Annotated in this window: 14 protein-coding genes, 1 tRNA gene and 3 pseudogenes; 5 read left to right on the top strand and 13 right to left on the bottom strand. The window is 58.9% G+C overall.

The genetic code is table 11. From position 1 onward, the window contains the following. Positions 1–1274 precede the first annotated feature (1274 nt). The gene (locus tag RX331_RS08685) at positions 1275–2114 is read right to left on the bottom strand and encodes a universal stress protein (protein WP_317256178.1); all 840 of its coding nucleotides are present in this window, start codon (positions 2112–2114) and stop codon (positions 1275–1277) included. A 261-nt stretch (positions 2115–2375) separates the two neighbouring features. Then, on the bottom strand, positions 2376–2759 hold the full coding sequence (locus RX331_RS08680; protein ID WP_317256177.1) for a GreA/GreB family elongation factor: 384 nt from the start codon (positions 2757–2759) through the stop codon (positions 2376–2378). A gap of 1594 nt (positions 2760–4353) precedes the next feature. On the opposite strand from RX331_RS08680, the gene rnk reads away from it, so the two are divergent. From rnk to RX331_RS08665, 3 genes are all read left to right on the top strand, one after another. Then, the gene (rnk, locus tag RX331_RS08675; protein WP_317256176.1) at positions 4354–4779 is read left to right on the top strand and encodes a nucleoside diphosphate kinase regulator; all 426 of its coding nucleotides are present in this window, start codon (positions 4354–4356) and stop codon (positions 4777–4779) included. A gap of 1099 nt (positions 4780–5878) precedes the next feature. Beyond that, positions 5879–7966, top strand: coding sequence for a carbon starvation CstA family protein (locus tag RX331_RS08670; RefSeq protein WP_317256175.1), 2088 nt, complete (start codon positions 5879–5881; stop codon positions 7964–7966). Between the two features lie 34 nt (positions 7967–8000). Then, positions 8001–8192 carry a YbdD/YjiX family protein gene (locus RX331_RS08665; protein WP_317258064.1) on the top strand — a complete coding sequence of 64 codons (192 nt, stop codon included), beginning with the start codon at positions 8001–8003 and terminating at the stop codon, positions 8190–8192. 666 nt (positions 8193–8858) lie between these two features. Here the strand turns inward: RX331_RS08665 and RX331_RS08660 are convergent. The 4 genes and pseudogenes from RX331_RS08660 to RX331_RS08645 all read right to left on the bottom strand — a co-directional run. After that, the gene (locus tag RX331_RS08660) at positions 8859–10127 is read right to left on the bottom strand and encodes a M20 family metallopeptidase (RefSeq protein ID WP_317256174.1); all 1269 of its coding nucleotides are present in this window, start codon (positions 10125–10127) and stop codon (positions 8859–8861) included. Positions 10128–10550: 423 nt separating this feature from the next. Beyond that, positions 10551–10732 (bottom strand): annotated as a pseudogene (locus RX331_RS08655) (DUF2274 domain-containing protein). Positions 10733–10793: 61 nt separating this feature from the next. Then, a pseudogene (locus RX331_RS08650) lies at positions 10794–11347 on the bottom strand (TrbI/VirB10 family protein); the annotation flags it as partial. Next, positions 11347–11556, bottom strand: a pseudogene (locus RX331_RS08645) (hybrid sensor histidine kinase/response regulator); the annotation flags it as partial. The pseudogenes RX331_RS08650 and RX331_RS08645, both read right to left, overlap by 1 nt. A gap of 1123 nt (positions 11557–12679) precedes the next feature. Between RX331_RS08645 and RX331_RS08640 the strand changes: the two are divergent. Next, positions 12680–13366, top strand: a complete 687-nt coding sequence (locus RX331_RS08640) for a hypothetical protein (protein WP_317256173.1) — start codon at positions 12680–12682, stop codon at positions 13364–13366. A gap of 418 nt (positions 13367–13784) precedes the next feature. Here the strand turns inward: RX331_RS08640 and RX331_RS08635 are convergent. The 7 genes from RX331_RS08635 to RX331_RS08605 form a co-directional block, all read right to left on the bottom strand. Further along, positions 13785–13860, bottom strand: a tRNA-Lys gene (locus RX331_RS08635). 176 nt (positions 13861–14036) lie between these two features. Then, on the bottom strand, positions 14037–14624 hold the full coding sequence (locus RX331_RS08630) for a Spy/CpxP family protein refolding chaperone (protein WP_317256172.1): 588 nt from the start codon (positions 14622–14624) through the stop codon (positions 14037–14039). Positions 14625–14757: 133 nt separating this feature from the next. Further along, the gene (locus RX331_RS08625; protein ID WP_317256171.1) at positions 14758–16083 is read right to left on the bottom strand and encodes a TRAP transporter large permease subunit; all 1326 of its coding nucleotides are present in this window, start codon (positions 16081–16083) and stop codon (positions 14758–14760) included. Next, positions 16080–16655 (bottom strand): TRAP transporter small permease, encoded by a 576-nt coding sequence (locus tag RX331_RS08620; RefSeq protein WP_317258063.1) that lies wholly within the window; start codon positions 16653–16655, stop codon positions 16080–16082. The genes RX331_RS08625 and RX331_RS08620 overlap by 4 nt, the downstream gene beginning before the upstream one ends. A 208-nt stretch (positions 16656–16863) precedes the next feature. After that, the gene (locus tag RX331_RS08615) at positions 16864–17865 is read right to left on the bottom strand and encodes a TRAP transporter substrate-binding protein (RefSeq protein WP_317256170.1); all 1002 of its coding nucleotides are present in this window, start codon (positions 17863–17865) and stop codon (positions 16864–16866) included. Beyond that, positions 17853–18218, bottom strand: coding sequence for a hypothetical protein (locus tag RX331_RS08610; RefSeq protein ID WP_317256169.1), 366 nt, complete (start codon positions 18216–18218; stop codon positions 17853–17855). The genes RX331_RS08615 and RX331_RS08610 overlap by 13 nt, the downstream gene beginning before the upstream one ends. A gap of 793 nt (positions 18219–19011) precedes the next feature. Then, positions 19012–20571, bottom strand: a complete 1560-nt coding sequence (locus tag RX331_RS08605; RefSeq protein ID WP_317256168.1) for a 2-isopropylmalate synthase — start codon at positions 20569–20571, stop codon at positions 19012–19014. Between the two features lie 435 nt (positions 20572–21006). Between RX331_RS08605 and RX331_RS08600 the strand changes: the two genes are divergently transcribed. Continuing rightward, positions 21007–22518 carry a CHAD domain-containing protein gene (locus tag RX331_RS08600; protein ID WP_317256167.1) on the top strand — a complete coding sequence of 504 codons (1512 nt, stop codon included), beginning with the start codon at positions 21007–21009 and terminating at the stop codon, positions 22516–22518.

The raw sequence follows: 22518 nt of genomic DNA, 5'->3' as shown, positions 1-22518 counted from the left end.
CATTGATCTCGAGAGCGAGGGAGTGTCGAGCGAATTTGGCTTGAGCCGGATTTGTGCTTCTGGATACGTGTGGCAACTGGGGAATAACGAGAGATTTTCGACCATACAGAAGCCGTCTTTGATGCTCAGTTCGCCGTGCCTGGCACGAGACAGCAAGAGAAGCTCGACGCAAGGAGTGTTGCTGCGGCCGGCGAACTTACGCCCGACTCGCCGACCTCAGGAAAGTGCACCTTTGCGGCCTCGTGCGCGCACCCCACAAAGACGGATTGGTCAAGGAGAGGAATGCAGGCCCGAGCCGAACACCTCTTGTCGCTCCTCCACTCAAGGTGACGGCAAATGAGGCACCGTGGCTGCTGCCAACCGATCGCCATCTGATGTTCACCCGCCTTCAGTCTACTAACGCGACTTCGCGGTGAATTCAGTTAGGCAGCTAGTGAGCCATGAAAACTGGCCAGATGACCTGTTGGATCATTTCTCCTGTCATTGAGCCGAAGACCGGAATTCCGGCCCCTGGGCGCGTGAATGCGCCCATAACGACCAGGTCGGCCCCATGTTCCAAACACGAACGCTCGCATTGCGCAGCATCCGGCTGATCCTGTTCAGAAACGATCGTACTTTTCGCATCGATCCCGTGAGAGCCGAGATATTCTACACCGCAGATCCAGAAGGGTGGACGCTGCGTTGCCCAACTGTCACTACGAGAACGTTTGAGGCGCCTCAAAGGATCGGCAAAGCATAAACCAATGCGCGCGTCGCCTCGACAGAGCCATTCCATCCGATCACGACTCGATTTCCTAACTCGTGGATAGGGCCCGGAACGAGGAGCACGGGCCGACCAGGCTCGCGCAGTGCTGTCTCAAGCGAGAGGTTGGGCCAAGCATGCTGACGGACCGCCGGACGAGCCAAAACAATGAGATCTGCCAAATCGCCCGTGACATGCGATCAGCTCAGCTTCGCTTCCAGCTTTTTCAACGAGGCGTGCCGACAAAACCGGGCGCAGATGCCGCACCCGAATCTGATATGTCCAATGCACTACAACAATTCCGATACGAAGCGCGTCCACGCGCCCTCAACTCTTCGACCGAACTCTCGTGAGCTTGCTTGATGGACGATGATCCCAGGCGCGCTGCCGACCCAGGTATCGCAAGAAGCGCTTCGATATGCGCATCGGACCTGCTCCCCAGCCGACGCGCGGCATCGAATGCCACTGCATCTTCGTCAATTCCGGCTAAGGGAACCAGCATCTTCCTGAAGGTCATGGTCCTCGCTCTGCTCTAATGTGAGAGGAAGACTGGAATCGCGATATTTGATTGTAAAATATCGCGTGTCGCACTTCCAAAGACAAACTCTCGTTCGCGTGAATGTCCAAACCCGCCCATTGCCAGGACGTCGGCGTTCATTCGGCTTGCAAAGTCAAGCAAGTCGACACCCACCTTCTCGCTCCGCCGCGAGATCGGCTGGAATCGGGCGGTTACGCCCCATCTTGCCAGATATGAACAGATCCAATCTCCCGATCCAGGATTGCGAATCTGCTTGTCGTCAATAACGGAAACAACTACCACATCTCGTGATCCGATCATGAGTGGCAGAATATCATGCAGGGTTCGAACAGCCGATCGTGACTCGTCCCACGCAAACACGATTGTTCCGTTGATAACCGGACGGCCCCCGAATGGCGCCAGAACGATTGGTCGGCCGCTGCCAAAGAGAATGGCTTCGACCCAACCCAGCATCGGCTGTTGCAGCGGTCCCTCAACATCAAAGATGACCACGTCGCGCACTTGAGCTGTCCCGACCAATAGCTGTCGAAAGTTCGGAGATGTGCTTGATGCCGACAAAACGGTGCATTCCGTCCCGCTAGATTTTGCGGCTGCGGCAAGCTGCTCGCCTTTCTGCGCGGATAAGCCGGAACAGGCCGATATGAGCAGACCATCAACAATATCGCCTTGCATGGTGTCAGGCCGTTCCTGTGGTGCTGGCCCGATCGCTTCGTCCGCCACCACGAGCACTGTCAAATGAGAACCCCTAGCTTTGGCCAAACCGATTGCATAGTCTGTTGAATGTCCCAAGGCACCACCGGTTCCAACCGGAAGGACCGAAAGAAGATCTCTCATGACAAGGTTTCCTTGTTCCTACCGAGATCGGTCACGAGGCAAACCACAAACTTTGCGTGTACCTCCGAGGTAAACATTGCACAACGTCAAGGGCCGGGCTGCGCGATCCGAACAACACGCGTTTATGCCTTCGGCCATCCTTGTTCGTGCCCATTGGATTCTCTCCTCTTGGCCCCCACGGTCGCCGGTCCCGGGTCGTCAAGGGATCTTTTGTCTACCAACGCTTGAGAGCGGAGCATCGGAGCGAGCGGATCACCCCGGCTAGAATTGATTCACGTTCTCTATTCTGATGACATCCATCCCTTCCGCGATGACGTATGGCATGTGGTCCCCAGCCCGGAGGCCGACAAGTGCTGTCCCCAAACCCGATGAAACGGAAACCTGAGCTGGATCGGACGTGAGGTCTTCGGGCCAAACCAACTGTACCGTGCGTCTGTGAATGCCCCAATTCGTCCAGAACGTGACCCAAGAGCCCATCGTTACGAGTGATTTGACCTCGCGAGCGTCATCCGAGACGATATTTGCTCGATCGATTTCAGCAAGCAGAAACGTCGCATCCGTGTCTCCCTGCTGTGCAGCTACGCGCGCGAGTTTGTTCAGGCGCGAATGGTCGGACGCGGTCAAGGCGATGGAAGGTAGAGGCATCACTACACTCATTCCGTCAAGGTAAAGCGAGGCGAGCTCCCGCAAGGAAGCACTGGAGCAGCCTGTCGGATGAATAGAGAATCCGGACGGCGCGATCCTACCGTCCGGTTAAATGCCTGATTGCAAGCGTCCGCCATGCAGGAAAAGCCGCGTAACGCGCGTATCAATCTCAGCCGCGTGGATCATAGCAAGTCAAACATAGTTCTTGCTGACGTTGCCACCACTGCGGCCAAAGAGCGCACTAAAAGCTCGCTAATCGACTGCCGCTGATACAAGGACATGGCTAGTGCCTACCGACCGGCCGATTAGGGACTGCGGTGAATGACAACGATCCAGCGCCCCGCTCCAGTACCGGCCTCTGCTTGTCCACGATCTCGCGTAAATGACGCCGATGACACGCCACCAATTTAGACGGACGACTGGCCAAACTCGTTGTCTCAGATCGGAGGAAACCGATCTCATTCTACCTCAACGCAAAAAACAGGAAGGTCCTGTAACGCAGCGGTCGAGAGTTCGTCGTAGGCGAAAGCGACATTACTCGGCCGAAAGCGCGGATGTTGAGATGTCATGTCCATGGCGGAGAGACCGCATCGCCGGGACCGCGGAGCGTCTAGAAGGCGCGTAATCCAAAAAGAAGGAATATGCTATAGATGCCGACGCACACGAGCACGTTTGCTATTGCGTCGAGATAGTGTTTGACGGCGGGCCGGCCATGTCTCTCGGCGGCATAACCCCGACATGTGTTTAGAGCGCCAAGCACAAAGAACACGCTTAGCGTGGCCAGCAAAAGCAGAGACAGACGAGTTCCGCTAGCAATTGCGATCAGCACGCAAACAAGCATTGCGAAACTCGATTGCTCTAAAACGTCAGTCATGACCTTCAAGAGCAAAGCTATCTCCTCAGATGGTCACTTGCCTCATGATTTAGCAGCAAACCGTAGGACCGCGTGGACGCCTTAGACCGCTTTCGTCCGGCTCCGTGTCGCTGGTTAAATCGACGCGGGCGATAATTCTGCAATACGAAAACTGGCGCGGCTCTCAGAGCTGAAACAGGCGAACCGTCACGCCAATCTGAGCACGCTTCTTTTACCCAAGTTTATGCTTGGTAGTGCTTTCAACAATCCATAATTGTTGCCAGTTGATATCAATTATATTGGTAGATCGAACGCGCGCCAGACTTTGATTTGCGAGATGCCGTCTTTGACTTTTGGCAGTGAATGTCTAAGTATAGTGGCATCATGTTGAACCATTCGACATTCCGCCAAGGCCTCTGTCGCGCAGGCATTCTGATCGCGGGCAATTAGTCCGAGCTCGGCGCTCCCCGTCGTATCCCGGGCTCGGGGTCCTTCCTTACAGATTGATCGAAGTTGAGCCTGGTCACCGTCCTGGTGGTAGGCCTCCCTAAGCCAATCGGTGCTCTCTTGCGAGGTTTGTGTGAGTGCACCAGGCCAGGCTTGCTACGTATCGAATCCAAGACTGGAAGACCGTGTCGCGGCGAATGAGGGTTATGCCCTAAATCCAAAACAAAGCTCAAGAACCCGCTAGGTCTGGCTGCGGTAACAACATGACCATTTGCAAGACAACAGGAGATGAAGATGACGACACAACGTAAAGCGATAACAGCCAGCGGCGACATCAAGCCCCGCATCACGCTTACTGCGAAGGATTACGAGAGTCTTTCGATGCTGGCGCGGGCAGCAGAGACGCGAATGCCGGACTTGGCCCTGGTTCTTGCTGAAGAGCTCGAACGTGCGCACGTCCTCGCGGACGTCCGCTCTGGACACTCAGTAGGCATGGGCAGCGAGGTTGAGTTCCGTGACGATACGACCGGCAAGGTCCAGACTTTGACGCTGGTCTATCCTGGCGATGCTGACATTGCCCAAGGCAGAATATCGGTGCTCACCCCAGTAGGAGCCGCGCTGATCGGCCTTAGCGCCGGCGACTCAATCACGTGGGAGACACGCACTGGCGAAGTTCGGCGATTGACTGTTCTCAAAATTCGCGAGCCCGAGCCGGCCTAAGAAATTGGAGGATCGAATGGAGAAGGCCATTTTCCATAGGATTCTTCTGAACTTCGGGGACGAGGAAGAACGGCGCTTCGTAAACCGCACTCGATGTTCCTATCCTAAGCTGGGAGAATGTCGTGTCTGAACGGCAGCATAGAACGCTTTGGAGCGAGCGAGTCTTGGTTGTGCCATCTGCGGCACGTGCCTTGGCGACGCAAGATGTAGTCAATCGGACAGACTTACCAGAACACAGAGTTGCCAGAAGAGTGAAACTCGGCGTTAGCTCCGTCCCGGAGTGAGACGCGTGCTAGCCTCAAGGAATGCGAGGCAACTCACCCGCAGCCCAGCATCTCCCGCAATATCAGCGCCCGATTACGCTAAAGGACGAGGGATCGCGTTCGGCATAATCGATCGCGTCCTGACCGGGAGGACGCGCGCTGTCCGAACGCCACCTGGCTGTCGTAGATTGGACCAGCCGCGCACAGCAAGCGACCGGTTGGGGCACACACGGTATGGAATCCAAGCAATTGCGCCACTTGTCAGCCAAGCTATCCCGCCGCGAGTATTTTCGGATATCAGGCAAGTAACCGGCGCGTCAGCTGTCGAGCTTCGGTAAAAACGGGCCAGACTAATGATTTGGCAGGGGCGCGCTCTTGGTATGGTCGAGAGCGCGCTGGGCCTGCTGGCACGTTCGCGTGCCCTCCCTCCTAAGCGGACGTTCGCCGGACCTCCTCTGACGTCTACGGAGGGCTGCAGCCGCAGAGACAGCTCAGAATCAACTCTCGCGAGATCTTTGCCCTCGGCGGACACACGCGGACCATCCCGAAATGAAAATCAGCACATGAAACGGCTATGCAACGCTATCGCTGTCAGCCTCCTGATGGAGCCCCGATTATCTGTCCCGCCGGTCAAGAGGCTTACTGCGCATGAAGCGAAGAAATATAATCCTAAAATTGTACGTCAGACGGAACTATCGGGAGTTATGAGAAATATCCAATCCTGAAGCTCGGTGTAGGGAAACGGAAGGAGCCCAGCCAATACACTCTTGCCTCGATCAAGGTCCCTGCCAGGGTGAACTTGTCTGGTTGGGCTTCCTGCAGCGCAGGAGGCGTCCATGAATATCATTAACAATCCAAGTGCGCCCCAGACGAAGCTCTTGTGGATCGCGGTCGCTCTTCTGGGGGCCGTGGCATTCGCGATTGTGGCGCTCAATCAAGGTGAAACAGTCAACGCCGCGTGGCTGGTCGTCGCCGCGGTCTGCATCTATTTCATCGCCTACCGGTTTTATGGTTTGTTCGTCGCGGAGCGGGCACTCGGGGTCGATGGCACGCGGCTGACGCCCGCCGTTCGCCATAATGACGGTCTCGATTACGTACCAACCAATCGGTACGTGTTGTACGGTCATCATTTCGCGGCCATCGCCGGCGCCGGTCCGCTGGTTGGACCAGTGCTTGCCGCGCAAATGGGCTATATGCCGGGCACGCTCTGGATTCTCGCTGGCGCGGTGTTTGGGGGCGCTGTCCAGGACATGACCGTGCTGTTTTTATCGACGCGGCGCGATGGTCGCTCGCTCGGCGACATTGTGCGTGCCGAGATGGGACCGGTGGCCGGCACGATCGCCGGCATAGGCATTTTGCTGATCTGCGTTATCGTACTTGCGGTCCTCGCTCTGGTTGTCGTCAAGGCTCTGATCGGGAGTCCGTGGGGAACGTTTGCGGTGTTCTGCTCGATACCGATCGCGCTGCTAATGGGTGTCTATAGCCGGTTTATCCGCCCTGGCATGGTCGGCGAAATGTCACTGCTCGGATGCGTGCTGCTTCTCGCAGCGTTGATCTATGGCAAGACCGTGTCCGAGACGCCTGAGCTCGCCGTGTACTTCGATCTACAGGGGGAGACACTCGCGCTGATCATTATCGGATACGGCTTCGTCGCATCCGTGCTGCCGGTCTGGCTGCTTCTCGCACCACGCGATTACCTTTCGACATTCCTCAAAATTGGCACCATCGCGCTTTTGGCCATCGGCATCATGATCGTTCGCCCCGAGCTCCAGATGCCGGCCGTCACGAAGTTCATCGATGGCAGCGGACCAGTTTGGTCCGGCAGCCTGTTCCCGTTCCTGTTCATTACCATCGCATGCGGCGCCGTTTCCGGGTGGCATGCTCTCATTGCGTCCGGGACTACTCCCAAGATGATCGAGAACGAACGGCAGATCGCCTTCATCGGCTACGGCGGCATGTTGATGGAATCTTTCGTAGCGATCATGGCGATGATCGGCGCGAGCATCATCCATCCCGGCGTCTATTTCGCGATGAACAGCTCTGCAGGATTGATAGGCACCACGGCTGAGCAAGCCGCGCAAGTCATCTCGGGATGGGGGTTCGTGGTGACCCCGGACGAGATTACTCAAATCGCTAAGGACGTCGGAGAGAGCTCGATCATGTCACGCACCGGCGGCGCACCAACGCTGGCCGTCGGCATGGCCCATATCCTGTCGTCGTTCCTGGGTGGCCGTACCCTGATGGGCATCTGGTATCACTTCGCGATCCTCTTCGAGGCCCTGTTCATACTCACCACAGTAGACGCTGGAACACGCGTACTGCGGTTCATGATTCAGGACCTCATCGGCAACGCTGTCCCGACGTTCAAGGACACTGCGTCCTGGACCAACAACCTGATAGGTTCGGCTCTGTCGTGCGCGTTGTGGGGTTACTTCCTTTACGTCGGCGTGATCGACCCACTGGGTGGCATCTGGACGCTATGGCCTCTGTTCGGCACCGCTAACCAGATGCTGGCAGCAATTGCGCTGACGGTGTGCACCGTCGTTCTGTTCAAGATGAAGCGCGAGCGGTTCGCGTGGGTTACGATTGTGCCCGCCACGTGGCTCGTCGCTTGCACGATGATCGCAGGGCTCGAGAAGGTATTCAGCCCGAACCCGGACGTGGGGTTCGTCAGCCACGCGCTCAAATACGGCGACGCGATCGCCGCAGGTCAGTTGTTAGCACCGGCAAAAACGCTTGGCGAGATGAGCCGGATCGTCTTCAACGACTACGTCGATGCATCGCTTGCAGCTTTGTTCGTATTGGTGATCGTTGCGACAGTGGTCTACGGCCTGATCAACATCTGGCGAGCACTGGGCAATCCGCAGCCGACTGCTATGGAAACCGGGTTCGCTGGAGCAGCCGCGGGAGGTAGCCATGCCTGATCTACAGAACTTATTCGACCAGTCCGCCAGCGCGATGCGAACCGCCCGTTATTGGAGCACGCGCACGGCGCGTCTGATGATCGGCGTTCCCGATTATGAAACATACGTTGCGCACAGGCGAGCGACGCATCCAGACCAGCCGATCTTGACGTATGTGGAGTTCTTTCGCGAACGCCAGCAAGCGCGCTATGCCGTCGGGAAAGGTCGCTTTAGAGGCTGCTGCTGAAATCCGAAAGACTGACCGCCGTCCAAGAAGCGGCGAATAGCTGGACGGGCCTTCCTTGGGCTCCGGTGCGCCATTATCTTTGCGAAGTTTGAGCCAGTGCCATGGACGGCACCCGAGCCCTGCACTATTCACATATCCGCAAATGCAGTACCAACACGTCGGCGTGCATGAGAGGCCATCACGATCAAGGCGCAGCCGGATAGCCGAGAGACAACACAGTTCGGTTCACGGGCGCTCCCTGCGGCGGTAGCCGCACGCACAGAAAAGCTTCAGATGCCATGGTGGAGACTTAGGCACAGTTATTTTTGCATAATCTCAAACTCCAAGCCCTGTTCGTAGGACGCTTTCCGCGGGCTTCGCGGGACTCTCGGATCTCAATTGCGGAGCGGCATGAAATTGCCGAACCTCCGGCCGCTACGGAGTGATCGTTTCACAAGTCACCGCAGCCATGCGTCTGCATTCACTCAATCCGCGGCATCACGGCGGTTCGAATGGATCGGCCGTCAGGCGCCCGCAACAATGGCAGTGTGATGGGCGACGTCGTCACCGAGGGCCGACGCTCTCATGCAATTGGCGCCAGAGTACGTCGTGATTATCCGAGTGCAATGGCCTTCAAGGTGCGTTCACGACCCATGACCGAGGTTCCAAGTAGCTCTGCCATGCATTCTACGCAGACAACCACGACCGCGTCGCAACGACCAATGTTTCAACACCAGTTCGCAAGGTCGGATGGATAACGGGCGCAAACTTCGGGCTGTGGTTGACAGGGAGTTCATTCAATCGATTAGCCGCCTTGGCCTTCGCATAGACCGCCGGGTCAGTGCCACCCACAAACCAGAAAACCGATGGAGATTTCCATTCGGACCCAAACGATCCAAAATCCTCGCTCGCGGGTGCGGGTCCCGTTTCGCGAACCCTGTCGGGGCCGAAATGCTCCCGGAATGCCTCGACCACCCGCTTGCTTGCGTCACGATCATTCACATTAAGCGGGTAATGATCCAACGTCGTGATCTCGGGCTTGCGCAGAGCACCCGAAGCCTCCGCCTCAGCGTTGACGATCCGTTGGATGGCGGCCAGCACGCGCTCGCGCACGCCGGCATCGAAGGTGCGCACATTAAGTTTGATTATTGCTTCGTCCGGAATGACGTTCTCCTTGGTACCCGCCTGCAGCGCGCCTACCGTAATAACTACGGGTTCGGCGGCGGCGACCTCGCGCGAAACGATGGTTTGAAGTCGCATCACGGTCGCCGCTGCCATTACCACCGGATCGATACTGGCTTGGGGCATCGATCCATGGGCGCCGCGGCCGAACAGGCGAATCTGCAAGCTGTCAGCTGCCGACGTTATGGCGCCTGACCTCCCGGCAACAGTACCAGACGGCCCAACCATGACGTGCTGGCCGAAGATCACATCAGGCTTTGGGAAGCGTTCAAAAAGCCCGTCATGAATCATTGCCCTTGCACCTTCAGCCGTCTCTTCTCCGGGCTGAAAGACCGCCATCAGTGTACCGCGCCATGTCGTTCGTGCCTCGGCTAGCAATTTGGCGGCGCCGACAAGCCATGTGACGTGCATGTCGTGGCCACACATGTGCGAGACCGGTACGGTATGGCCGTCTCGATTGGTGGCCGTCTTCTTGCTGGCATATGGCAGACCCGTCGCCTCTGCCACTGGCAACGCGTCCATGTCGGCGCGCAACATTACGGTTGGTCCCTCGCCATTGCGGAGCACTCCCACGACGCCGGTTTTCCCGATACCCGTGGTCACTTCATAGCCCGCGGCACGAATCTTGTCCGCCGCCAAGGCTGCCGTACGCGTCTCTTGCATCGAGAGTTCTGGATGTGAATGCACATCCCTGTAGAGAGCCTCCAGATCAGGAAGCAGGTCATCGAGTTTATTAAATACCTTGTCAGAAGAAGCAGCCTGAGCCTTTTTCATGGATTAAAAATCCTTTGTCCATGATCCCTTCTGATCCAAGACGGCAGGCATTATTCTGGCAAATTTTGCGCTGAATCAGGTCAGCCGCAACTTACCCATGATGTCACTCACGCAAAGTTGACACTACTGGACGAAGTAACTTGATCGCCGTGATCGCTAATCGGCGGATTCGCGCTTATGCGCGGTGTATCAGTGAGGGGCGATGACGGTCTGTCAAATCTTGCTGGTGGCTTCGCGCTTCGTGGCGGCTGATGACGGCGCACGCTGGAGTTGGACGCAAAAGTCCGCTTGTCACGCAATAGGCGGGCGTGAGCGCGATAGCCAGCTGCTATCCCTTAGTCGACGCATCGGCATCCACGAGAGAGGCTGAGGTACTTCAGGGCCAGAAGAGCACCTTGGTACAATGCAAAGGCCGCCGGTAGTCTATCCAGCTCCAGTTCCTGGCGTTTGACGTGTCCCGCGGAATTTCACAAACGCCGGATCCGTGACCATGAATCTGGTTAGCATGGGAGCAACGAGCTTCGTGGATCGGTGATCGCCTGGCCAGTTTCCCGGCTCAGGATTTCTGCATAGGCAATGAGATCGCGATGTACTGCTGCCGGCAATTCAACCCCGAGCTTGACCGGCCTCTCGTCCGCAACAGCCGTAAGTTTCAGCTGGAAGACTTCATTTCTTCCCCTTGTACGGCCCGAGCACCAGGTCTCGCGTCACCATTACGCGAACCGGAAAGCCCAGCCGGATCGTCAGGGTCGGTTGGATGTTCAGATTCCGCCGAACCACCTATTGGCCTGTTTGGTTGAGGGAATCCCCTGCCCCACGGCAAAATGCCTCGATGTTGGCGCTGTCGCCGTTGCCTACATCCGCGCCGGCTCCGAGCTCAGCTCCTACTCCAAGCAAGGTGAAAAGCAGCGTCGCGTTGGATAGTTCCCGCCAGTGCTGATCGACCTCATCTTCAAGGCCAGCATGTCCTCCTGAATCGACACCTTGGAGACGCTCGAGAACTATCGATCGACCATTCGGCATGATCAACCCATGTCCAGACCAGGAAAACGCGTGACTGTCCAGGGGTGACGCGGCTATCGTAAATTCCCGTCATCCGCGTACCCAGCGGCACCAGCAAAGTTTGGCCGGACAGCGTATCAAATGGCGGTTCAGTCACATGCACCATGATCTGCCCCGGGCAGATCGGAGCGGATGCCCGTGATAAAGGCCGCCGAAATCTGACGTCGTCGTCATCCTCGACCACGAGAATGGTCTCTTCCTGAGTGGCCTCCGGATTTAGCGTCTCATCAGGCACAGAGTTATCCGGTAAGTTGCCTAACAAGCGAGGAAGGCAAGTTTTGACCGTAGTGCCCTGCCCAACCTCCGAATAGATCTTCACATGACCACCCGACTGCTTGGCGAAGCCATACACTTGGCAAGGACCTAGTCTGTAATCACCGCCTTCACCAGCGTTCGCAGGTCTATACTTTGCACCATCGCGTCCATCACCGGCAGTAACTGGAAATAACGGTGACCGAACTCACGATGCCCGAAAGGAAGGTCGGCCGCCGTCCCGGCCCGCCGCGGAGTAGAGCTGCCTGTCACTCTCACCACGAGCCGATTCCGCGGAGCCTTGATGGTATCCCTGACCGCCTGATCCTTCTTCCGAACCTTAACGTTGAAGTGAGCATGTCCTTGCTGCTCTTGCTATTCGCGTCGCTTACGCTTCCGCTCCTTATCGGTCGCGGGCGGCGCCTCGCTCTGGCATCCTCCGTCCTCATCATCACGATCGCGGCCGCGATTCCCGATTTTAAGAGGGCGTAGAAATGGCCCGGCAGATGACAACACCAGGAATATGAGACCACGCTAGCCAGACCGACAGTCAATCCGGATTGGCTTCGCTCCCGCGCCCCCCTGGCCTTCTTTTCACGCTCCTCCTCGTCTGCTCACATGCAACTCCGAATTCGCCCGACATGATGATGCACGGAGATGGATGTGACGCGGCGCTTCCCGGAGAAGCCAACGAGATCGGAATTGGATAACTGCGCGCTGTTCGACGCTTGAGAAGGGCGAGAGAGCGCGATGTCGCCACGCTCGCCCCTTCCCGCCCGCTATCCTCCGACCGGCGCCTGGCCTGCGGTTATGCGTGCCGATATGGCGGCCGCGTACCCAGATTACCGTGACACGCGTGAATTGGCACGCGGGGTGAGCCGTGGTGAAGCGCCCCCTCGGTGGGCCATCACGGAACTGGACGCACGAGAGAACCAATCTGGTTGAAGGCAGCCATTGACAACTTTCTTGAGCCGGATTCGGATAGCTCAAGAAAACAAGACTTGGCTTCCCTCGTATGAAACCGCCTCGCACTGCATTGAAGCTCCCGCGCTATTGCCGGCGAAAGCCCTTGAGCAATGGTCGATGGGCATACTTCTTTGAGCCGCCGACCTGGGCTCGCAAGCAGCGCTGTCAGATTGAGCCAGAAGCGCTGAGGCAGGACTACGCGGCAGCCGTGGAGCGAGCTGAACATTCTCTTGCCTGCCTTTGATAGCTGGCGCTCGCGAGGTTTGACAGACATGGTGCCGCCATTCCCGTTGCCAGGTTCATTTGACTGGCTCGTGGGCATCTTCAAGGCGCATCAAAAATGGAAAGAGATCGATCATAAGACGCAACGGCTATATGAACAGGGTTTGGCACTCTTTGCCAATCATGAGCTGAAGGATGGCACGCGCGCGGGCTCAAAGCAGATTTCTCAGTTTACCAAAAGGCTTTGTCGACGCGGCTACGCCAAGCTGCTGGTAGTGGAAGAGAAAGATGCAGACGGCAATATCGTCGAGCGCGAGCGCCGCCGCTTTGCCAATGCTGCGATGTCGGCTTGCAGGCGCGCCTGGTTTGTTGGTCAGCGCGCTCAGGAAAAGCATGCACCTGCCGTCAATCCATTCTCGCGAATGGGTCCAAAGACTCGGTCACCCGGCCAGGCCGTATGGGAGACGCCGACTGCGACTTGGGACGAACTTCTTGCATTTAGGACCGCCGCGAGGAGCCTTGGATATGGCTCAGTCGCAACAGCGGCACTGGTCGCTTGGGAGTGGCTGCAGCGAGAAGAGCACGTATTCGGCGCGTTTGAGATCACACACTATCTGCCAAAGGAACGACCAAATAGTGTGAAAATCGTACATCCCAAAAATGGTGAGGAAGCCTGGTGGCCGCTGTTCGACGAAACGGGCGAGTCCCTTTTTTCCCGAACTGATGGCAGAGCTTGACGCCATCAAACAGACCATGGTGTCGGGTCTCGCTTTTAGACGGGATCACAAACACCGCAGGTCGCCCACTCCACTCCCTTGGATCACGGAACGTAACGATCTGCGCTATCTGCGGAGCGTGGTGAAGAAATAGTCATAGCCGCAAAAATTCGGACCGAGCTCTCATTCACCTCATTTCGCCATGGCGGCTTTACCGAGGGTGCCGACAGCGATCTCACGGATGCGGAGTTGCGGGCCGCAGGTCGTCACAGATCCGCAAGGCAATTGCCGACCTATGCGAAACGCACGCGCAAAAACAGTTGATCTCGGGAACTAAGAAACGTCGTGAGGAGCGAACAAAAGCAGCCGATTTGTCGGAATAGCCGCTGACCGCCTGTCGGAATGGCTCTCGCGAGTGTCCCTAAGCTATTGAAAAGCTTGGTGGGCGCACCAGGGCTCGAACCTGGGACCCGCTGATTAAGAGTCAGCTGCTCTACCAACTGAGCTATGCGCCCGGATGCTGGGATCCGGAAAACCCTTGCGAGGGGCGTCGTTTAGCAAAGCGATCCGGCGATGTCCAGCAATCGGGGCGAAGTTTTCCCAGCCCTTTTATGGATCGCCCGAACGGCAAAAAGCCGCTGGATTTCAGCGGCTTCTGCCGATCTTCGGACCAGGCTCGCGCCAGGCCCTCTCAGAGCCGCTCGGGGCCGCCGCGGTCCGGGCCGCCATCCCGATCATCCCGGTCGCGGCCATAGCCGCGGTGATGGTCAAAGTCGCGATCCCCGCCCATTTCGCGCTCGGAGCGGCGGTGGTGCCAGCCGTCGCGGCCGCCAAACCGGTCCATCCGGGTCAGGACGGCGAGCCGCCGCTTTTGGCCGTCATCCAGCGTCTTGTAGAGCGGATCGGCTGCATCGGCGATCTTCTTCAGCGCCGCCGCAGAGGTCGCCATGGTGTCGGCGCGTTCGCGCAGGCGCGAGACCGGATCGTCCGGCTTCTGCTGGCTCGAATCATCAGGTGCGTTCATTCGCGCATTGGCCCGATCGATCCTGAGCTTGGCGAATTCCCTGACCGCGGCCTCCACCGGGGGCCACAGCTTTTCCTGATCGGCCGTCAATTTGAGGCCGGCATGCACCGCCGCGATTCGCGCGTCGGCGAAGGCCGACCGGTCCTCCGGGCTCATCCGCGAAAAGCCGAAGCTCCAATGGCGGTGCTGGGCATAGACGGCGGTCGAGCCGGCGATGGCAAGGACCGCGACGGCGGCGATGGCGAACTTCCTCATGCGAACCTCCTGCTGAAAGGTTGCCTGAAGATGGGCCCCGCCCCGCCGGCCTTCAACTAAATGTTTGGCAAGGGATGCCTCCCTTACCAAGATGTAATGCGGCGCCGTTTGATCCAGTGCAATGCACTGGAAGCTACAATATGCCGAGCGCCCGCGGCAGCCACAGCGAGATCTCCGGCACGTAGGTAACAATGCCGAGGAAGGCCAGCATGGTCAGAAGCCACGGCCACACCGCGATGGTCAGCTCGGTTATTCCCATCTTGGCGATGCCGGAGGCGACATAGAGGTTGAGCCCGACCGGCGGATGGCACATGCCGACCTCCATGTTGACGACCATCAGGATGCCGAGATGCACCGGATGGATGCCGAGCTTGACCGCCACCGGAAACAGGATCGGCGCCATGATCAGCACGATCGAGGACGGCTCCATGAAGTTGCCGGCGAGCAGCAGCAACACGTTGACGACGAGCAGGAAGATGATCCAGCCGACGCCGATCGAGGTGATCCAGTTCGCGATCTGCTGCGGAATGTTCTCATTCGCCATCAGGAAGGAGAACAGCACCGCATTGGTGATGATGTAGAGGATCATCGCGCTCATATTGGCCGAGCCGAGCAGCACTTTCGGCACGTCCCACAGTGTCATGTCGCGGTAGACGAACACGGCGATCACGAAGGCATAGACCGCGCTGATCGCTGCCGCCTCGGTCGGCGTGAAGATGCCGGCATAGATGCCGCCCAGCACGATCAGGATCAGCAGCAGTCCCCAGACGCATTTGCGGAATGCGGTGATGCGCTCGGCCCAGCTTGCCTTCGGCAGCCGCGGATAATCGTTGCGCCAGGCGCGATAGAACGTGGTGGCACCGAGCAGCGTCGCCAGCATCAGGCCGGGAATGACGCCGGCGATGAACATCTGGCCGACGGATGCCGACGACACCCGCTGGCCGGCCGGATCGAGCGCGATGCTGCCGCCGGTCGCCACGCAATAGATCACCATCACGATCGAGGGTGGAATCAGGATGCCGAGTGCGCCCGAGGTGGTGATGACGCCGGCGCCGAAACGCTTCGGAAACCCCTCCTTGACCATCGCCGGCAGCATGATCGATCCGATCGCGATCACGGTGGCGGGCGAAGAGCCCGACACGGCGGCGAACAGCGCGCAGGCGAGGACGCCGGCGAGGCCGAGGCCGCCATACCAGTGGCCGATCATCGACCGCGCGAAATCGATCATGCGCCTGGCAACGCCGCCATGGGTCAGGAAGTTGCCGGCCAGGATGAAGAACGGGATCGCCATGATCTCGAAATTGTCGATGCCGGTAAAAAGCTTCAACGCCACCGACTCGGTTGGCACGTTGGTCATGGTGTAGATGAAGGTCAGCACGGTGAGGCCGAGCGCAATCGAGATCGGCATGCCCGTGAGCATCAGCGCGATCAGGAGGCCGAAGATGATGATCGAGGTCATCGCGTCACCTCCGCCGCGCCGGCGCCAGGCGCGTCGACATCGACGCCCTCGACATGGGCGTGATCGTGATGCGGCAGCTCGCCAGTGAAGAAATAGTGCCAGGCGACCTGCAGGAAGCGGAAGCACATCAAATAGGAGCCGAGCGGAATGCAGAGGTAAACGAACCAGCTCGGGATCTCGAGGTCGGGCGACACCTGATCGGTGAAGTAAAGCCCGTAGACGAACTTCGCGCCCATGGTGCCGATGACCGCGGTGAAAAACGCACCGCAGAACAGACCGAACAGCACGACGTAGTTGCGCCAAGGCGATCTGAGCTGGTTGACCACGACGTCGACGCCGACATGGATGCCGGTGCGCACGCCATAGGCGGCGCCAAACTTGGCGACCCACACGAACATGTAGATGCAAAGCTCCTGCGCCCAGGCCAGGTTGATCGGGAACAGGATCGGAAACAGGAAGGGAACGCCAAGCAGATAGCGATGACACACGGCAAGGAAGATCAACAGCGTCGCAAGCGCCATCAGCGTCGCGATCAATATCTCCTCAAGCCGGTCGAGGATGCGAAGCAATATCAATATATCCCCCACTCTATCCTAGCCGTCATGCCCGGGCGTAGCCGTCCGAAAGACGGCGTCGCTTCCGCTCGCCTATGCCCGGCCATCCACGTCTTTCTCGGCCCGCGGCCAAGACGTGGATGCCCGGGACAAGCCCGGGCATGACGCGAAATTACCAGCGTCCTAGCCGGTTAGCGTGATCGCGCTAACCGGCAATCCCCTCTCCTCAGTTCGTCGCGCCCCTCGTCTCCTTCAAGAACTCGTCGATCAGCGGCTGGCCGACGCGGCTGGCGACGTCCTTGTAGACCGGCTCCATCGCCTTGCGCATCGCGGCGTCCTGCTCGGGCGTCAGCGTGACGATCTCGCTCTTGCCGGTCTTCTTGATCTCGGCGAGCGCCTCGTCGTTTTCTTTCTGCGACTGCGCGTTGCCGTAGGCGGTGGCTTCCTTCATCGCCTTTTCGCAGTTAGCCCGGATGTCAGCCGGCAGGCCGTCCCAGAACTTCTTGTTGGTCACCACCACATAGCCGATATAACCGTGGTTGGTGTTGGTGATGTACTTCTGCACCTCGTGCATCTTCTGGGTATAGATGTTCGACCAGGTGTTCTCCTGCCCGTCGACCACGCCGGTCTGCAGGGCCTGATAGACTTCCGAGAACGCCATCACCTGCGGCACCACGCCGAGCGCGCGGAACTGCGCCTCGAGCACCTTCGAGGACTGGATGCGGAACTTGAGGCCGCGATAGTCGGCCGGCGTAATGAGCTTCTTGTTGGCGCTCATCTGCTTGAAGCCGTTGTCCCAGTAGGCAAGGCCGGTCATGCCCTTGGCATCGAGCAGTTTCAGGAGTTTGGCGCCGAGCGGGCCGTCGGTCACCTTGCGCAGCGTTTTCAGGTCCGGAAGGATGTAGGGCAGATCGAACACTTCGAATTCCTTGACCCCGATCGGGCCGAATTTCGAGTTCGAGGGCGCCAGCATCTGCACCGCGCCGAGCTGCAGCGCCTCCAGCTCTTCCTTGTCCTTGTAGAGCTGCGAGTTGGGGTAGACTTCGACCTTGACCTTGCCGTCGGTGTATTTCTCGGCCAGTTCCTTGAACTTCTCGGCCGCCAGCCCCTTCGGCGTGTTGGTTGCCACCACGTGGCTGAACTTGATCACGATCGGCGATTGCGCCGCGGCGGGTCCGACCAAGCTCAGTGCCGTGATCGAAGCCGCAGCCAAAATCAGCTTGTGCATGTTTCCTCCCGTTTTTTCTTCGGCGCGCGGGGCGCGGATTCCGAAGCTTGCATGCCAGATGCACCAATATAGACAAGCCGCCCGAATTGCCATTGCCCGTTAGCAGGGTGCCGCATTTCCCGGATTTGCTGCACTGCAAAATGCAGCATGCGCCGTTTTGATCCCTGATCGTGCCGACAGATGCAAAGGGCGTCCATTAAACCTTCGCTATGGCTGCTTTCCGGGTAACGAAAGGCTTGGTGCTGGGCTGTCATTGCGATTGGGCTTGCGATGATGCGGAAGACGCGACACCCACCGTTGTCCTCCCCGCGAAGGCGGAGATCCAATACGCCGTGGCGGATCGGTTTAATCATTGGCGTCTCTGGAATACTGGATCCCCGCCCCCCGTGCGCACTTGCGCACTAGGCGGGGATGACAACCGAATGTGAGGCTGCGATCTCGCGACATGGTTTGCCCGAGGTTTTGCCAAACAACTTCCGCCCTCCAATCTGAGGGCGCAGGGAAGACCGGGTGCGCGCCGCACCCGCGGTCTCGTGTGCCAATATGCGCATAGCGAAAGCTGCACACGAGCATACAGGTTCGGCGGAAGCATCCCGGCCTTCCCTGCGCAATGGCTTTACGGCTTACTTCGTACTCTTCCCGGAGAACGGCTCTTTTGCCTCCGTCGTCGGCAGGACGCTTTCGCCTCTTGCGGACTTAACGCCAGCACCACGGCGCCAGAACCATACGACTTCGCCGTACGCGTCAGCCACGCTCGTCTGTCATGGCATCCGCGTCCATCGCGTCTCCCCGCGCGTCAGTGACGATGGCCAACGCCCCTCATTTCGCGGTGAGACGGGCGGAATATGCCGCTGATTTGGGTGAAAACGGAAGCGGAATATTTCTGATTCTCAGAAATTTCCGGCTTGACGCGACTTCTGAAAATCAGAATGATTTGCCCGTCGGGCAGGTGGTAGTCTCCCGTGTCCCGAACGCGGTGCAGCGCGCTCCCGGCGATGCGAAGCATCGTCCGGTGCGTTGCACCGCAGAGCCGGGACCTACTCGCCCGCCGACACGTGGGCCCCGGCTCAGCAGCGCATCACCATAGCGCGTCGAATACGCGCGTGAACGCGCTTTTGGTGCTGCGCAGCGTCCGGGGCATTGATGTCAGCCCGCCGCTTGTGCCGGCACGTCGCGCTGGCGCTTCATGACGATCTTGTTGAGCGCGCCGAGATAGGCCTTGGCCGAGGCGACCAGCGTGTCCGGGTCCGCCGCGCGCGCCGTCATCGAGCGGCCTTCATGGGAAAGCCGCACCGAAACCTCGGCCTGCGCGTCGGTGCCTTCGGTTACGGCGTGGACCTGGTACAGCTCGAGCTTGGCTTCATGCGGCACCAGACGCTTGATGCAATTGAAGACCGCATCGACCGGGCCGTTGCCTTCGGCTTCCTCGATCCTGGTCTGGCCCTCGACGTCGAGTTTCATGGTGGCGCGCTGCGGCCCGTGGGTGCCGGCGATGACAGTCAGCGACGTCAGCTTGATGCGATCGTGGGAAGCCGCCATTTCCTCGTCGACCAGCGCCTCGATGTCCTCGTCGTAGATGTCCTTCTTACGGTCGGCCAGCGCCTTCATGCGGTTGAAGGCGTCTTCCAACTGGTTGGCGCCGAGCTTGTAGCCCATCTCTTCCAGCTTGTGCACGAAAGCATGGCGGCCGGAGTGCTTGCCCAGCACCAGCGAGGACTGCTTCAGGCCGACCATCTCGGGCCGCATGATCTCGTAGGTCGAAGCGTCCTTCAGCACGCCGTCCTGATGAATGCCGCTCTCATGCGCAAACGCGTTGCGGCCGACGATCGCCTTGTTGTACTGGACGGGAAACGAGGTCGCCGCCGATACCAGCTTGGAGGCGCGCGTGAGCTGCGTAGTGTCGATCTTGTTCCAGTACGGAAACTTGTCGTTGCGCACGTTGATCGCCATCACGATCTCTTCGAGCGCGGCGTTGCCGGCGCGCTCGCCGATGCCGTTGACCGTGCACTCGACTTGACGCGCGCCGCCGACGACGCCGGCCAGCGAGTTCGCGACCGCCATGCCGAGATCGTTATGGCAGTGCACCGAGAAGATCGCCTTGTCGGAGTTCGGCACGCGCTCGATCAGCGTCTTCATGAAGTGGGTGTATTCCTCCGGCACGGTGTAACCGACCGTGTCGGGAATGTTCACCGTGGTGGCGCCGGCCTTGATGACGGCCTCGACGATGCGGCAGAGGAAATCCATCTCGCTGCGGGTGCCGTCCTCGGCCGACCATTCGACGTCGTCGATCTGGTTGCGGGCGCGGCTGACGTTGGCGATCGACAGATCGATGACCTGCTCCGGGGTCATGTTCAGCTTGACGCGCATGTGCAAGGGCGATGTCGCGATCACGGTGTGGACGCGGCCGCGCTTGGCGAATTTCACCGCTTCGGCGCACCGGTCGATGTCCTTCGGATGGGCGCGCGACAGGCCGGCGATGACGGCGTTCTTGGAGCGGCGGGCGATCTCGCTGACCGCCTGGAAATCGCCCTCCGAGGTGATGGGGAAGCCGGCCTCGATGACGTCGACGCCCATGTCGTCCAACAGCTCGGCGACTTCGAGCTTTTCCTCGAAGGTCATGGTGGCGCCGGGGCACTGTTCGCCGTCGCGCAGCGTGGTGTCGAAAATGATGACGCGGTCCTTCTCGGACTTGTTGGCGATGGTCATGTTCTGAATTCCTTTGGATCTTGCGCCGGTTCAAATGGCGCTGAAGGGTCTGGTGATCTCGCTCAAAACCCCTGAGTGCCCAGGCGCAACTGCCCAGACGGCCCTCAGGGGCCGATAAGAAGCAGAATCCCGCCAAGAAGAAGGGTGGGCGCAGACGCAGCCGGGCGAGCTGGGGCAGCCTTGGCCGCTCCGCCCTGAATCCCCTGAATTTCGCTGCGAATCAGCATTGCCAGACCCTTTTGGATGTCAAATCCTCGGCCAAAACCGTTGACGGTTCGTTGCCGGGACGACGTTCCGGGGTTGTTCTAGACGAGAATTATGGCCGCCCGCAATGCCAAAAGAGGGTCAAATAGGCTGACCTAGTTTGCGCGCATCGCTGAGTGCGCCTCCGGGGGCCCGCTCGCGTTATTGGCTAAAGCGAGAGGAGAACACGGGATGGGCGTCGAAACGGAGATAAAGTTCCGGGTACCAAGGCGCAATATTATGGCGTTGGCCCATTTGAAAATTGCCGGAAGCCGGATTGGCGAACGCTCCGAGAGCGATCTAACGTCGACCTATTTCGACACGCGGAAACGCAAGCTGAAGCAGCATGGACTGTTGCTGCGGGTGCGGCAATGCAACGGCAAACATGTTCAGACGATCAAAAAAGTCTCCACCGGCCAATTCGGCCGGGGGGAATGGGAAAGCGAACTAAAGGACGGCCACCCCGATCTCGGCGAGGCTGACGGCACACCGCTACAGGAAATCGCTTCAAAAAAGCTGCGGCGCAAGCTGAGGCCGGTTTTCAAGACCTCGGTCCGTCGCACCACCCTGCCGGTTCGCAGCCAGGGAAGCGAGATAGAGGTTGCCATCGATCGCGGCGAGATCGTCGCCGGAAGACGATCAATGCCTATCGAGGAGGTCGAGCTCGAATTGAAGCGTGGGCGCCCGCGCGACCTGTTCCAGTTCGCAAGAGCGGTCGAACGAAAACTGGCCGCCGAACTCTATCTAAAAGGCAAGTCAGAGCGGGGCTACGATCTCGTCGACGGCAAGGACAAGGAAGCGGTTTTTGCCGAGCCGATCGAGCTCGACCACCGGATGTCCGCGATCGAAGGCTTCAAGGCCATCGCGCACGCCACCCTCCGCCACTTTTCTGGAAACATCGACGCGGTCCGTAACCTCGATCTGGAGGGCGTGCATCAGATGAGAGTGGGATTGCGCCGGCTGCGCGCGGCGATCTCGCTGTTTTCGAACATCCTGAGCGGTGCGAAGACCGAGCAGATCAAGACAGAGCTCAAGTGGCTCTCCAATCAATTGGCGCGGGCGCGCGAAATCGACGTGTTCCTGCAGGAGAAAGTCGAGCCTGTGGCTGGCAAGATCAATCCCCAACGCGGAATCAAAGCCATTGAACGAGAATTCGCGGCCAGACGTGACGAAGCGCTTGAGCGGGCAAGGAGCGCAGTCAGCTCGGGACGATGCCGGGCGATGCTCATCGAGCTGCTCGAATGGATCGAGGCGCAGGATGACGGCGGAAAAGAAGCGAAGCTGGAAGTGGGCGAATTTGCTACAGAGCTGCTGAATCACCGCGTCAAGAAGATAAGGAAGGACGGAAAGACGCTGCAGGACATGTTACCTCGCGAGCGGCACAAGCTCCGCATTAAGGCGAAGAAGATCAGGTACGCGGTCGAATTTTTTGAAAGTCTTTTTCCCGGCAAACGCGAGCAAAAGGAGCTGACGCGCCTTTCGCGACATTTGAAGAAGATTCAAAGTTCTCTCGGCTCGCTCAATGATTTCGTCGCAGACAGCAAGCTGGCGGCAGATGCCGCACTCAACGCACCTCCGCGAGATCGGCGTGCCCGCGCGTTTGCATCAGGCTTTATCGCCGGCCACGAGGCCGAACAGGCCAGGCCGCTGATGAAAGCCGCCTCGAAGGAAGTGAGTGCGCTTCGCGCCTGCACGTTAGGCTAG

Origin of the sequence: Bradyrhizobium sp. BWA-3-5 (assembly GCF_032917985.1) — a bacterium.
In the GTDB taxonomy this organism is placed as follows: Bacteria; Pseudomonadota; Alphaproteobacteria; order Rhizobiales; family Xanthobacteraceae; genus Bradyrhizobium.
Note: the sequence above shows the minus strand (reverse complement) of the source record. Positions and strands in the feature narration are given on the sequence as shown.